The sequence below is a fragment of the Lentzea sp. HUAS TT2 genome (assembly GCF_051853195.1).
GTDB lineage: Bacteria > Actinomycetota > Actinomycetes > Mycobacteriales > Pseudonocardiaceae > Lentzea.
Genome location: NZ_CP196667.1, coordinates 9725644 through 9738344, shown reverse-complemented (window position 1 = coordinate 9738344; position 12701 = coordinate 9725644). Strand labels below are relative to the sequence as shown.

Sequence of the window (12701 nt, the reverse complement as noted above, 5' to 3'; positions counted from 1 at the left end):
GAAGCCTTGAACACCACCCGCGCCATGACCGCTCTCGCGCTCGGCGGGTTCGGCATCGGTACGACCGAGTTCGCGACCATGGGACTGCTGCCGCAGATCGCGGAGACGTTCGGCATCCCCGACTACCAGGCCGGCCACGCGATCAGCCTCTACGCCGCCGGTGTCGTCGTCGGCGCGCCGCTGATCGCGGTGCTCGGCGCCAAGCTCCCGCGCAAGGGCATGCTGATCAGCCTGATGCTCGCCGTCGCACTGGGCAACGGGCTGTCGGCCGCCGCGCAGAGCGAGTCGCTGCTGCTCATCTCGCGATTCGTCGCCGGACTGCCGCACGGCGCGTTCTTCGGCATCGCGGCCGTTGTCGCCGCCACGCTCGTTGCTCCCGAACGGCGCGGCACGGCCGTTGCACGCGTGATGGTTGGACTGACCGTGGCGAACCTCGTGGGCGTACCGCTCGCGACGGCGGCAGGGCAGCAGATCGGCTGGCGCACGGCGTACCTGGCGGTCTCGGTGATCGCGCTCATCACGGCGGCGGCGATCGCGGCGTGGGTGCCGCTGGTGCCCAAGGTCGAGGGCGCGTCGATGAAGGGCGAGGTCCGCGCGTTCGGCCGCCCGACGGTGTGGTTCGCGATCTTCACCGGCATGATCGGCTTCGGCGGCATGTTCGCCGTCTACTCCTACGTCGCCCCGCTGACCACCGAGGTCGCCGGGCTGCCTGGGGGCGCCGTGCCGTGGATCCTCGCGCTGTTCGGGCTCGGCATGACGCTCGGCGCGACGTTCGGCGGCCGGTTCGTGGACCGGTCGGTGACGGGCTCGGTGTTCGGCGGGCTGATCGCCGTCACTGTGATCCTGGTGCTGTTCGGGCTTACCGCGGACATCCCGGTGTTCCTGTTCGCCCTGCTGTTCCTGCTGGGCTTCACCATCCAGATCCTCGCGGCCGCCCTGCAGGTCAGGCTGATGGACGCCTCGCCGGACGCGCCGTCGCTCGCGGCCTCGTCCAACCACTCCTCGCTCAACGTCGCGAACGGCGCCGGTGCGTGGCTCGGCGGCCTGGCCATCGCGGCGGGCTGGGGCTACACCTCGACGGCGTGGGTCGGCGTGGCGCTGTCGGTGGCGGGCCTCGCGATCGCCGTCGCGTCGGTGCTCTACGAACGGCGTGCCTTCCGGCGCGAGACCACGAACCAGACGATGGCGATGGCCAGCGCGGCCAGCACCACCGTCGAGACCCAGCCCAGGTAGCGGTCGACGAGCTCGTAGTTGTCGCCCAGCGCGTACCCGGCGAGGATCAGCGCGCTGTTCCAGACGAGGCTGCCCGCCGCGGTGTAGACCGTGAACTTCACGATCGGCATCCCGGACACCCCGGCGGGGATGGAGATCAGGCTCCGCACGACCGGCACCATCCGCCCGAAGAACACGGCCTTGTTGCCGTGCTCGTCGAACCATCCGTCGGCCTTGTCCACATCGGACGAGGTGACGAACGGGATCTTGTCCGCGAGCTTGCGCAACCGTTCCAGCCCGAGCCACGCGCCGAGGCCGTACAGCACCAGCGCGCCGACGACCGAGCCCGCCGTCGTCCACAGGATCGCGGCGACCAGCGAGATCTTGCCCTGGCCGGCGGTGAACCCCGCCAGCGGCAGGATCACCTCGCTCGGCACCGGCGGGAACACGTTCTCCAGCGCGACCGCGATGCCCGCGCCGGGCGAGCCCAGCGCCTCCATGAGCCTGGTGATCCATTCCATGGTTGTCGAATTACCCGTTTCGCCCGGCTTCTCAACCCTCGGGTGGAGACGGATCTCCACCCAGGCTACTGCGCTGGGTCCACGCGCTGAACTGGGCGAATTCCTAGCGTTGACGGCATGAACACAACCCTGGAGATCGTCCTCATCGCCGCCGTCATCGTCTTCGTGCTGGCACGCAGGTTGATGGGAGAGCCTGCCGTCGGCAAACGGCTGTTGCTGCTCCCTGCGGTCCTGGGCGTGATCGGGCTGACGCAGGTGTCGGAGGGCGCGGTCGGGTTCCTGCTGGTCAGCGTGGCGCTGAGCGTCGTGTTCGGCCTGCTGCGCGGCCTGACCATCCGCACGTACGAGCAGAACGGCATCGTGATGCTGCGCTACACGGCCATGACGATCGTGCTCTGGGTGGTGAGCATCGCCGCGAGGCTCGCCGTCGGGTTCGTGCTGGCTCCCAGCGGGGCGCAGGGCAACGGGCTGATGCTCGTCGTCGGCGCCGGTCTGCTCGCCGAGGGCCTGGTCGTGATGTCGAAGGCCGTGCGGGTGCGTGGCCAGGTCGTGTGGTCGAAGGGTCGCAACGGGGCCCCGCACCGCACGTCGGCGCTCCTGGACTCCTGGCAGGAGAAGGTCCACGGAACCCGGCATGATTCGACCCGATGAGACTCGCCGACGAGATGTTCAGGCCGCTGGTCACGCTCGTGATCGCCGCGGTCACGGTGGTCCAGCTGATCGACCGGCCGCCGCGACTGCCTGAACTGACCTGGACGCTGACCGCCGTGGTGATCGCCGCGGCGGTCACGTCCGTGTTCCTGGCCGACCGCCTGCCCGTCCGCGCACAGGTCGTGCTGGCCTCGGTGTTCGTGCTGTCCAGCGCGCCGATGTTCGCGCTCGCCCCCTCGACGGCGGGGGTGGCGTTCGTCTTCGTCGCGACCGGGTCGGCCGGGCGTCAGCTGGCGTCGAGACGTACCTCGGTCGCGATCGCCGTGGCGGGCTCGCTGGTCGCGATGGCGTCGACGTGGGTCGCGCAGGCCTTGGGCGACCAGGACGTGCCGCCGTGGTGGCTGTGCCTCACCGCCGGGCTCCCGGTGCTGCTGGGCCTGATGCGCCGCGAACGCATCGCCGCGCTCGCGGCCGCCGAGTACACGGCGGTGCTGGAGGAACGCGGCCGCATCGCGCGCGAGATCCACGATGTCGTGGGGCACTCGTTGTCCGGTATCGCCGTGCAGCTGGACATGGCCGACGCCTTGCACGGCGCAGGCAAGACCACCGAGGCGAACGAGGCCGTGCTGCGCGCACGGGCGTTGGCGGTGTCCGGGCTGAAGGAGACCCGTCGCGCCGTGCACGCGTTGCGCGAGGACACCCTGCCGTTGCCGGAGACGATCGCACGGCTCGCGGAGAGCCACCGAGCGTCGTTCCGCGTCTCCGGTGACGCCGCGCCGGTGAGCGTTCAGATCACGCAGACCGTCATCCGCGCCGCGCAGGAGGCTTTGGCCAACGCGCACAAGCACGCGCCCGGTGCGGATGTCGCCGTGTCGCTGGAGTACTCGGCCTCGTCGGTCACGCTGACGGTGACCGACAACGGGACGCGGCACGGGCAGGGGAGCGGGATGGGGCTCGCCGGCATGCGGGAGCGGGCTGCTTTGCTGGGAGGAACGCTGTCCGCGGGCCCGGACGGTCCCGGATGGACGGTCAGGATGGAGCTACCCCGATGATCAGGCTGTTGATCGTGGACGACCAGGCGGCCGTGCGCGACGGGCTCGCCGTGATGCTCGACCTCGACCCGGACGTCACGGTCGTCGGCACCGCGGCCAACGGCCAGGAAGCCGTTGCGGCCGTGGGGGAACTGACCCCCGAGGTCGTGCTGATGGACCTGAACATGCCGGTCATGGGCGGCGCCGAGGCCACGCGCGTGCTGCGGCAGTCGCATCCCGATCTGCCGGTCGTCGTGCTGACGACGTTCGACGACGACGAGTCGATCCTGGAGGCGTTGCGCGCGGGCGCCCGCGGCTACCTGACCAAGGACGCCGACCGGTCCACGATCATCCAGGCCGTGCGCGGTGCACACGCCGGCAACGCGATCCTCGACCCCTCGGTGCAGATGCGGCTGCTGGACCTCGCGAGCCGCCGGCCCGTCGAGCAGCCCGGCGTCGACCTCACGGTGCGCGAGCGCGAGGTGCTCGACCTGATCGGCGAGGGCCTGCGCAACGGCGAGATCGCCCGGCGGCTGTTCATCAGCGAGGCGACCGTGAAGACGCACATCAACAACCTGTTCGCCAAAGCCGACCTGCACTCGCGCGCCGACGCGGTCCGGCTGGCCCTCAAGCTCCGATGAATCTTGTCAATCGCAGGCAACTCTAGTCATTTTCGTTGACATCGCAGGTCGAGACCTCCTACCTTCGGTAATGCCGCCAGGAAGGAAAGGCTCGATGAAAATCGCACTGACGGCTGCCGCGCTGATGCTGGTCACCGTCTCTCCCGCCCACGCCGCACCCGCGTGGAGCCCGAACCCCGCGACCGACGGCCTCAAGGCGTTCGAGGGCATCGAGGTCGACCGGGGCAACAAGTTCCCCGAACGCAAGGGCAAGTACATCGTCGTCCAGGGCGACGCCTACCGGTTCAACATCTGGAAGAACGACCGCGACACCACCGGTGGCGGCGACCGTCAACGCACCGAGTCCAAGGGCATGGTCTCGGGCGGCAACGCGCTGAAGATGAAGAACGGCGAGACGTGGGTCATCTCGTACGAGATGTACATGCCGTCATCGCTGCACGGCACGAGCAAGTTCACGCACATCTTCCAGACCAAGACGCCCAGCACGAACGGCGGCCCGTGGACGACGCTGTCCCTGAGCCGCAGCGGTAGCACCGAGACCATCCGGGCGCGCGCGTTCAGCACTGATGGCGCCCCGGACATCGCCGCCACGAACCTGGCCCCGTTGCGCGACAAGTGGGTCACCGTCGAGTGGACGATCACGCCCGGTTCCAGCGGCACCGTCGGCTTCGTGCTGCGCAACGGCACCGGGGCGAGCGCGCCGATCGCGGTGCAGGGCAAGCGGTCCGGCGTGAAGATCCCGGACGAGGGCGACTACGTACGGCCGAAGTGGGGGATCTACCGCTCGGTCGAGAGCGCTTCCTCGGACATCCTCGACACCTACATCAACTTCCGGAACTACTCGGCGACCAAGAAGTAGGACGTAGTCCGGGTGGCCCGCCGCTCGCGACCAGGTCTACCGTTGAGTGCCTTCACTTCTGGAGGTCGAACGGTGCGAGGCGCGATCGCGGCGGGCCACCCGCTCACCGCACAGGCGGGCGCGGCCATGCTGCGCGCCGGTGGGAACGCCGTGGACGCGGCCGTCGCGGCGATGCTGACGTCCTGCGTCACCGAGCCGTTGCTCACCGGGCTCGGCTCCGCCGGCTACATGATGATCGCACCGGCCGGGGAAACCCCTGTGCTGCTGGACTTCTCGGCCGTCGCACCGGGGCGTGGGCAGACCGGCGAGCGCGCGCCGCTCGACCCCATCACCGTCCACTTCGGTGACGCGGAGCAGGAGTTCCACGTGGGACCGTCGTCGGTCGCCGCGTACGGAATGCCCGCCGGCGCCGCGATTGCCGCCACCTACGGCCGTGCGCCGATGCACGAACTCGTGGCCACGGCGGCGAAGCACGCCCGCGAAGGCCATCGGGTCAACCGGTACCAGGCGTACGTCACGACGTTGCTGCTGCCGCTCGCCCGGAGTGCGGGCCTCACCGCGTTCGAGGAAGGCGACCTCCTCGTCCAGCCCGCCCTCGCCGAGGCGCTCGACCGGCTGGGCAGCGACGGCGCGGCGCCGTTCTACACCGGCGACATCGCGGGCGCGGTCTCCGACTGGATCATCTCCCGAGGCGGCGATCTGAGCCGTGCCGACCTGGAGGCGTACGAAGCCGTGCGGCGCGAGCCGTTGCACGTCGAGCATCGCGGCCGTGGCATCCACACGAACCCACCACCCGCGGCGGGCGGTGCGTTGCTCACGCAGATGCTGGAAGCGTTGCCGGACAAGCCGTCGCAGCAGGACCTGATCCGCGCGCTCGCCACCCCGAAGGCGCACCTGAACCGCCTCGGCTCCACCACCCACATCTCGGTGCTCGACGCGGACGGCACGGCCTGCTCGGTCACCACGACGAACGGCGCGGGCTCCGGCATCTCGATCGCCGGTGTGCACCTGAACAACATGATGGGGGAGGAGGACCTGTCCCCGGACGGGTTCTTCAGCCACGCGCCCGGCGACCGGCTGCCGTCGATGATGGCGCCGACCCTGGTCACCAGGAACGGTCAGGCCGAGCTCGTGCTCGGCAGCGCGGGGTCGAGCCGGATCTGCGGCGCGATCCTGCAGGTGCTCGTGAACGTCCTCGACCGCGGCATGTCCGCCCAGGACGCGGTCGACGCGCCGCGAATGCACCTGAGTGGGGACCACCTCCACGTCGAGCCGGGAATTCGACCGGAAAGCGAGCTCCCGGTCACCCGGTTCCGCGCGCCGAACATGTTCTTCGGCGGTTGCCAGGTGGTCGAAATGACCGAATCCGGCCTGCTCAGGGGTGGTGCAGATCACCGTCGGGACGGCGCGATCGTCGTCGTGTGAGACATTGCCCGCATCATGGGATATCTAGTTTCCTGATTGACCGGTCAACGAGCACGATTAGCGGGTGACGGCACTCAGCGAGAGAAGATCCTCGCCGCTCCTGTCCCGTACGTTCCTCCAACTCTCCGTCATCAGCGTCGTGTCGGGCGTGTCGATGGCGTTCGCGCTGCCGTTCGGCTCGCTGTTCCTGACGAGCGAGATCAAGGTCTCGCCGTTCCAGCTCGGCTTCTTCCTGATCGTGAGCCCGCTCGCGTCGGTGCTCGCCAGCACGATCATGGGCAGGCTGTCCGACGGCCGGGTGCAGCGCCGGTACATGCTCGCCGTGGGCGGTGTCGCCGGTGCGATCGGCTACGGCCTGTTCGCCGTGCTGCGCGACTACTGGTTCCTGCTCGGCACGTCCGTGGTGTTCATCGCGATCACGTCGTCGTTGCTGCCGCAGCTCTTCGCGTACGGCCGTCAGGTCTCACAAGGACCGTCGATGGTCGTCAGCGTCCTGCGCACGCTGCTCTCGGTCGCGTGGGTCGCCGGACCGCCGGTGGCCGCGCTGCTCGTCGCGAAGACCGGCTGGATCGGCCTCTTCGCCTCCACCGCCGTGCTGCAGCTCGGCGTCGCGGTGCTCGCGCTCACGCTGCCGATCCCGGCCGCCCGGGTCGAGGAGCAGGCGGAGGAAGAAGCGGCAGGTCCGGCGCGCGGCGGCATGACGGTCGTGTCCGCCGCTTTCCTGTTCCTGCAGGGAGCCGTGGCGCTCGCGGTCAGCGGCCTGCCGTTGTTCATCACCACCGAGCTGCAGGGCACCGCCGGTGACGCCGGGCTCGCGATGGGGCTGTGCGCGGCGCTGGAGATCCCGATGATGCTGTGGTTCGGCTCGCTGGCGAACCGGATGTCGCAGCACAAGCTCGTGCTCATCGGCGCCGTGATCGGGTTGAGCTACCACGGCGTGATGGTGTTCACCGACTCCATCTGGCAGGTGATGGCCGCGCAGCTGCTGCACGCCACCGTCATCTCGTTGATCATGGGCGTCGGCATCACGTACTTCCAGAGCCTCGACCCCGGCCGCCCCGGCCACGCCACGACGATGTTCAGCAACACCCAGATCGTCGGCGGCATGGTCGCCGGCGCGTTGCTCGGCGTCTCCCAGCAGCTGGGTTTCCGCTGGGTCTACGGCTTCAGCCTCGCGATGTCCGTGCTCGGCCTCGCCCTGCTGCTGGCCGCGGGCAGGCTCACTGCACCGTCGAGGCGGTGACCTTCGGCTTCTCGCCGACGCCGAGGTAGAAGATCCCCTTGACGGTCTCGAAACCGAGGCTCGGGTTGCGGCGCAGCGTGGAGCCCTCGACCGACATCGAGCCCGACTTGTCGTTGCTGACGAAGAACACCGCGCCGCCACCCTCGTTGGCCTGGTTGTCCTCGATCAGCGAGCCGGCGATGCGCAGCGTGAACGTGTTGCCGTCGTTGTAGATCGCGCCACCGCTGCCGCCGCCCGGCGTGCCACCGCGGGCCGGGTTGGCGCCGCGGCCGATGGCCTTGTTGTTCTTCATGAGGCTGTTGAGCACCACGAAGGAGGCGCCGATGCTGCTCAGCGCGCCGCCGTTGGAGCACACGCCGCCCTCGAACGTGCTGTTGACGACGTAGATCGGCGCCTTCTGGGCCCAGTCGGTCACCCGGATCGCGGCACCGCCGAGATCGGGTCCGTTGGCGTCGCACTTGTTGTTCACGAAGCGGGAGTTCACGACCTTGAGCTGACCGCCGAGCACCATGATCGCCCCGCCGCCACCGCCCTCGGTCTGGTCGCCGGTCGAGTTGCCGTCGGCGAGGGTGATGTTCTGGACCACCAGCCGCGGCCCGTTCTGGTCGAGCACCCTGCGCTGGCCCTGGCCGCTCAGCGTGATCCGGCCACCGCCGTCGAGCACTGTCCTGGTACGGATCTTCGCGGTCGCGGCCAGCGGGATGGTGAGCGGGTTCGGCCCGCAGTCGAAGGTGACGACACCACCGGCGGCGGCCGCGTCGACCACGGCCTGCGACGTGCAGGACGCGGGACTGCCGGTGCCGATCACGCGGGTGGGCTTCGAGGTGTCCTCGGCGGCGGCCTCCGGTGGCACGGCGGCGGTGCCGGCCGGGTTGCCGAACTTCGCGACGGGAGGAGGCGGCGGCGGAGGTGGCGGAGCAGGCGGGGAGACGGCGCTGCTGCTCGGCGGTGGCGTCGTCGACACGACGGTGACGGTCTGGGACGCCGAGGACGTCTGAGCCACCTGCTGTCCTGCGACGGGGGAACCGGGGATCGCCGTGCCGCAACCCGCCACGAGGGCGGCAAGCAGCACGACGGCCTGTCTACCTGAGGGCATGGCGGGCACCCTAAACGGGCTGCGGGAGCTTGGCTACTGCCGCTTTCGCCAGCAAGATCGCTCGGTGGCGGGGTCTTCGGTGTCCTTGTCCGCCAGCGTCACCACCACGACCTCGAACAGGGTCGTCTCGAGCAGGTGGAGCCACTAAGGACCCGCCGACAAGCCTGTCCCCAGCCCGTTGCACCCAGTTCCCGAAAGTGCCCCAGGGGCCTTCGCGCGCTCTCTTTTCTGCGGCACGCGGGGGCCCCGCGTGTGTTCTGAGAGTACGTAGGGTCCCCGCGTGAGGTTCTAGAGTTGAGCCGGGTGCGCTCAAGTTCTGGGCTGGGGGCGTAGCCCGTCGGGTTTGGGCAGGGCTTTCGGGCAGGTGATTGGAAGGTCGAACACGTGGTGGCCGCGGTCAGGGCCCGGTTGTCACGCGAGGGAGTGGCCGACGCTGGTGCCGCCGGATCTTGCGCTGATCGACGCCTTGTCCTGAACATGGCCGCACTTGACCGGTTCTGTTGCCCGGAATCACCACGAGATCAAGGCGTTCTGCAGGTGTTTCCGTTCTGTGACACGGAAACCGGGACAAGATCCGGTTTTTCGGGGGAGGGCTGGCGGGTGTGCGCAGGTGCGGCACGGTGCTTAGCTTGACTCACGAGTCAGGAATGAGCGTCCGCTCGGACCAGTGGTTGTGACGGTGCGTAGACGAAACGGGCTAACGGTCGACACAGCGTGCGGTCCATTGAGTGCAAACAACCCGTTCGTGAAAGAACCACACGTTCGAGTAGCCCTGTGTCCCTGGCACACTGCGCTCCGTGCCGACCCAGTTCCCCGACGAACCACCGACCGAGCGTCATCTGGCGCCCGACCCTGCGCTGATGGAGGCCGCGCGCGCCAGGGGAGCCGCGCGGTGGGCCTCGGCCGGTGACCAGCCGCAGCAGGAGGAGAAGCCGCCGGCCCGTCCGCTGACGCCCCGCACCGCCGCGATCGCCGCCATCGCCGCGCTGCTCGTGCTCGGCGGGATCGCGATCGTCACGTTCAACGGTGGCTCCGGCAACGGCACCACGGACGTCGCGAACCCCTCGCACAGCTACATCCCCGGCCTGATCACCCCGCCGGAGGAACTGCCGGCGGAGTCGACGTCGAACGGCATGGACCCCTCGATGGCCTCGTCCGCGCTGGGCCTGGTCCCGACGACGACGCAGAACGTCGCCCCGCCGCCCGCCGGTGACACGGGCAGGGCACCCGGCGGCGCCAAGTCGTTCACCACTGGCCCCGGCTGCGGTGGCTTCACCAGCGTCGGCTCGTACCGCGACGGCCGCAAGGGCTGGGTCGACCACGGCGACGGCAAGTGCGGCTCGACGTTCGTGTCGATCCCGATGTCGGGCGACCCGCGCCGCGACGACACCTCCGCGTACGGGCAGTGGACGTTCGCGGTGACCGGGATGTGCGACGTCTCCGTGCACGTCCCGAACGGCGGCCTGGAGGAGGTCGGGGGTAACCCGACCGTGTACAACGTCTTCGACCGCGCCGGTGTCGGCGGCGCCCCGCTGGCGTCGTTCGCGATCAAGCAGGTCGAGAAGCGCGGTCAGTGGGTCAGCGCGGGGAAGTTCAAGGCCAGCGGAAACCTCACCGTGCAGCTGCTCACCCGAGGTCAGGACTGGAACAGCTCCGGACCGACCCACGCCCATCACGCCGCGAGTGCCGTCAAGGCAGACTGCACGGCGTGACAAGAGATCTGCACCTGGTCCGGCACGGCGAAGCGACGAAGGACGAATCCAGGCTCACCGCGCGTGGCCGAAAGCAGGCCGAGGCGCTCGCGGAACGGTTGCGGGGAACGGGATTCGCGGCCGTGCACCACGGTCCGCTACCTCGGGCCACCGAGACGGCGACGATCCTCGCCGACTTGCTGCGCGTGCCCTGCCGAGTAGAGGCCGCGGCGGACGACTACGTGCCGCACTTCGTTCCCGACCACGACGAGTTCTTCGACCAGTTCCCCGAGGCGGAACGCACCCGCGGCCCCGCACTCGCACACGAGGCCGAGACGAGGTTCGCCCGGCCCGGCGACGGCCCGGTGCTGGTCGTGACCCACTCGTTCCTGATCAGCTGGCTCGTGCGGGACGCACTTGACGCCCCGCCCGAGCGGTGGCTGACGCTGAACCACGACAACGCGGCGCTGACGGTCATCCGCTACACGGCCGGCAAGTCACCCCGTCTGATCAGGTTCAACGACAGCGGGCACCTCAGCTCGCTTTGAGCGTCAGCAAGGTGATCTCACTGGGGGCGAACACGCGCATCGGCGGGCCCCAGAAGCCGGCGCCGCGGCTGGTGTAGAGCTGGGTGCGGTCGCTGTGCCTGCTCAGGCCGGCGACCACCGGCTGCTGCAGCCGCACCAGGTAGTGGAACGGCCAGATCTGGCCGCCGTGCGTGTGCCCGGACAGCTGCAGGTCCACGCCCGCCTCGACGGCCTTCTTGATCTCCGACGGCTGGTGCGCGAGCAGCACGACCGGCGCGGTGGAGTCGGCGTCGCGCAGCGCGCGCGTGAGGTCGGCGGCGTGGCCGGGCTCGCCGGAGTGGTCGGCCGTGACGTCGTCGATGCCCGCGAACACGAGCTTGGCGCCGCCGCGTTCCAGCGCCACGTGCTCGTTGCGCAGCGCCTTCCAGCCCAGGCGGGTCATCAGGTCGATCCAGCCCTGCGCGTTCGAGTAGTACTCGTGGTTGCCGGTGATGTAGAAGCGGTGCGCGGTGTTGACGTCGCCGAGCGGGGTGGCCTGCTCCAGGCGCTGGTCGGCGGTGCCGTCCGCGATGTCACCGACGTGCACGGCGACGTCCGCGTTGAGCTCGTTGACCGCGTCGACCATGCCCCGCGACCACTTCGCGCGGTTGATCGCGCCGTAGTGGGTGTCGGTGATGACCGCGACCGTCAGGCCGTCGAACGCGGGGTCGAGCCGGGGAATCGTCACGTCCTGCCGCTTGATCCGCGGCACGCGCATCGCCTCGTACACCCCGTAGACCGTCACGGTGACGATGAGGACGGCGAGCAGCACGGCGATGAACCGGGAGCGGAACGGGTTCTCGACACCGGCCATCGCCAGGCCGAGCCGGACGACGTCGGAGATCAGCGTCCACACGAACGCGATCCACACGAAACCGAGCAGGAACTGGGAGATCCGCGCGGCGCGGTCGCTGTTGCGCTGTGTGAACAGCACGATCATCGCGATGGCACCGGCCACGAACACGATGGCGGCGATCGGGCGGACCGGGTCCGGCCATTCGGCGCTGGCCGCGAACAGCCCCTCGAACGGCACCCAGAACAGCAGCGTGGTCACGGAGAAGAGGACGAGCGTGAACACCACCCGCCGAACCGTGATGCGGGGCCGGGTAGCGGTGGTCGTCATGCGCGGATCCTCCTGGGTGGATTGGCTCAATCCATCTCAACGCACAAACCGCCCAGTTTGTTCGCTGCGGCTCCGGTAGACGTCCGTCACAGGCGTTCTCGCTGCTCGGGAGCAACCGCCCGAGCGATGGCGCATCCTCATATCAGTACCTCGGTACCCGCCTGACCCGACGACCTAGAGTGGGCCACATGATCTTCTACACCGACGAGGAGAGCCGCACGCTGCGCACCGCCGTGTACGGCGCGATGCTGCTGGTCTCCCACGCAGACCCCGGCCCCGTGCTGGAGGAGCGGTTCGCCGGCCTGCGCGCGCTCGCGAACCTGTCGCCCGACCTGCGCGGCGTTCTCGGTGCCGCCCGCCCGTCCGTGCCCGCCGGCACCGACGAGGAGATCGAGCCGGTCGTGCTCGAGGCGCTGCGGTCCTCGATGAAGACCCTCACGACGAAGTCGCCCGAGGACGCAGCGGACTTCCCGCGCGCCGTACTGGCGATCTGCCGCGAGGTCGCCGAGGCCGACGGTGTCGTCGTCGACGCCGAGGACGCGATGGTCGCCCGCGTCGAGGGCGCGCTCGCTCTCTAGCAGTGTCGAGCCCAGCGTCCCGCCAGGTGGACGCTGGGCCGAATGGCCGATGGCGCAAGGCTTT

Annotated in this window: 13 protein-coding genes; 10 read left to right on the top strand and 3 right to left on the bottom strand. The window is 69.5% G+C overall.

Annotated elements, in window-relative coordinates; translation table 11 throughout:
• The first annotated feature begins 24 nt into the window (after window positions 1–24).
• Complete coding sequence (locus ACSHWB_RS46095; RefSeq protein ID WP_439659666.1) at window positions 25–1233, top strand: MFS transporter; 1209 nt, start codon at window positions 25–27, stop codon at window positions 1231–1233.
• Here the strand turns inward: ACSHWB_RS46095 and ACSHWB_RS46090 are convergent.
• Entirely contained in the window at window positions 1140–1733 is a 594-nt protein-coding gene (locus tag ACSHWB_RS46090; protein ID WP_439659665.1) for a DedA family protein, read from the bottom strand. The two genes, ACSHWB_RS46095 and ACSHWB_RS46090, sit on opposite strands and share 94 nt — an antisense overlap.
• A gap of 117 nt (window positions 1734–1850) precedes the next feature.
• Between ACSHWB_RS46090 and ACSHWB_RS46085 the strand changes: the two genes are divergently transcribed.
• The 6 genes from ACSHWB_RS46085 to ACSHWB_RS46060 all read left to right on the top strand — a co-directional run bounded on the left by ACSHWB_RS46085 (window position 1851) and on the right by ACSHWB_RS46060 (window position 7583).
• Window positions 1851–2384, top strand: coding sequence for a DUF1453 domain-containing protein (locus ACSHWB_RS46085; RefSeq protein ID WP_439659664.1), 534 nt, complete (start codon window positions 1851–1853; stop codon window positions 2382–2384).
• On the top strand, window positions 2381–3436 hold the full coding sequence (locus tag ACSHWB_RS46080; protein ID WP_439659663.1) for a sensor histidine kinase: 1056 nt from the start codon (window positions 2381–2383) through the stop codon (window positions 3434–3436). Before ACSHWB_RS46085 ends, ACSHWB_RS46080 begins: the two co-directional genes overlap by 4 nt.
• On the top strand, window positions 3433–4056 hold the full coding sequence (locus tag ACSHWB_RS46075) for a response regulator (RefSeq protein WP_439659662.1): 624 nt from the start codon (window positions 3433–3435) through the stop codon (window positions 4054–4056). The genes ACSHWB_RS46080 and ACSHWB_RS46075 overlap by 4 nt, the downstream gene beginning before the upstream one ends.
• 94 nt (window positions 4057–4150) lie before the next feature.
• The gene (locus ACSHWB_RS46070) at window positions 4151–4915 is read left to right on the top strand and encodes a hypothetical protein (protein WP_439659661.1); all 765 of its coding nucleotides are present in this window, start codon (window positions 4151–4153) and stop codon (window positions 4913–4915) included.
• Window positions 4916–4987: 72 nt separating this feature from the next.
• A complete protein-coding gene (locus tag ACSHWB_RS46065; protein ID WP_439659660.1) occupies window positions 4988–6340 on the top strand; it encodes a gamma-glutamyltransferase in 1353 nt (450 codons plus the stop codon).
• A 64-nt stretch (window positions 6341–6404) separates the two neighbouring features.
• Window positions 6405–7583, top strand: a complete 1179-nt coding sequence (locus tag ACSHWB_RS46060) for a sugar efflux transporter (protein ID WP_439659659.1) — start codon at window positions 6405–6407, stop codon at window positions 7581–7583.
• On the opposite strand, the gene ACSHWB_RS46055 is transcribed toward ACSHWB_RS46060, so the two are convergent.
• Window positions 7561–8679, bottom strand: a complete 1119-nt coding sequence (locus ACSHWB_RS46055) for a hypothetical protein (protein WP_439659658.1) — start codon at window positions 8677–8679, stop codon at window positions 7561–7563. The two genes, ACSHWB_RS46060 and ACSHWB_RS46055, sit on opposite strands and share 23 nt — an antisense overlap.
• Window positions 8680–9476: 797 nt before the next feature.
• On the opposite strand from ACSHWB_RS46055, the gene ACSHWB_RS46050 reads away from it, so the two are divergent.
• Both ACSHWB_RS46050 and ACSHWB_RS46045 read left to right on the top strand, forming a co-directional pair.
• Entirely contained in the window at window positions 9477–10391 is a 915-nt protein-coding gene (locus ACSHWB_RS46050; RefSeq protein ID WP_439659657.1) for a hypothetical protein, read from the top strand.
• Window positions 10388–10918 (top strand): histidine phosphatase family protein, encoded by a 531-nt coding sequence (locus tag ACSHWB_RS46045; RefSeq protein ID WP_439659656.1) that lies wholly within the window; start codon window positions 10388–10390, stop codon window positions 10916–10918. The genes ACSHWB_RS46050 and ACSHWB_RS46045 overlap by 4 nt, the downstream gene beginning before the upstream one ends.
• Here the strand turns inward: ACSHWB_RS46045 and ACSHWB_RS46040 are convergent.
• Entirely contained in the window at window positions 10905–12059 is a 1155-nt protein-coding gene (locus ACSHWB_RS46040) for a metallophosphoesterase (RefSeq protein ID WP_439659655.1), read from the bottom strand. The genes ACSHWB_RS46045 and ACSHWB_RS46040 overlap by 14 nt on opposite strands.
• A 188-nt stretch (window positions 12060–12247) precedes the next feature.
• Between ACSHWB_RS46040 and ACSHWB_RS46035 the strand changes: the two genes are divergently transcribed.
• On the top strand, window positions 12248–12637 hold the full coding sequence (locus tag ACSHWB_RS46035; RefSeq protein ID WP_439659654.1) for a hypothetical protein: 390 nt from the start codon (window positions 12248–12250) through the stop codon (window positions 12635–12637).
• The last annotated feature ends 64 nt before the right edge of the window (window positions 12638–12701 follow it).

Excerpts from the sequence above, each read along its gene's own strand:
- ACSHWB_RS46040 (WP_439659655.1), bottom strand. The coding sequence starts at position 12,059 with ATGACGACCACCGCTACCCGGCCCCGCATCACGGTTCGGCGGGTGGTG.
- ACSHWB_RS46070 (WP_439659661.1), top strand. The coding sequence starts at position 4,151 with ATGAAAATCGCACTGACGGCTGCCGCGCTGATGCTGGTCACCGTCTCT.
- ACSHWB_RS46080 (WP_439659663.1), top strand. The coding sequence starts at position 2,381 with ATGAGACTCGCCGACGAGATGTTCAGGCCGCTGGTCACGCTCGTGATC.
- ACSHWB_RS46090 (WP_439659665.1), bottom strand. The coding sequence starts at position 1,733 with ATGGAATGGATCACCAGGCTCATGGAGGCGCTGGGCTCGCCCGGCGCG.
- ACSHWB_RS46075 (WP_439659662.1), top strand. The coding sequence starts at position 3,433 with ATGATCAGGCTGTTGATCGTGGACGACCAGGCGGCCGTGCGCGACGGG.
- ACSHWB_RS46085 (WP_439659664.1), top strand. The coding sequence starts at position 1,851 with ATGAACACAACCCTGGAGATCGTCCTCATCGCCGCCGTCATCGTCTTC.
- ACSHWB_RS46055 (WP_439659658.1), bottom strand. The coding sequence starts at position 8,679 with ATGCCCTCAGGTAGACAGGCCGTCGTGCTGCTTGCCGCCCTCGTGGCG.
- ACSHWB_RS46035 (WP_439659654.1), top strand. The coding sequence starts at position 12,248 with ATGATCTTCTACACCGACGAGGAGAGCCGCACGCTGCGCACCGCCGTG.
- ACSHWB_RS46095 (WP_439659666.1), top strand. The coding sequence starts at position 25 with ATGACCGCTCTCGCGCTCGGCGGGTTCGGCATCGGTACGACCGAGTTC.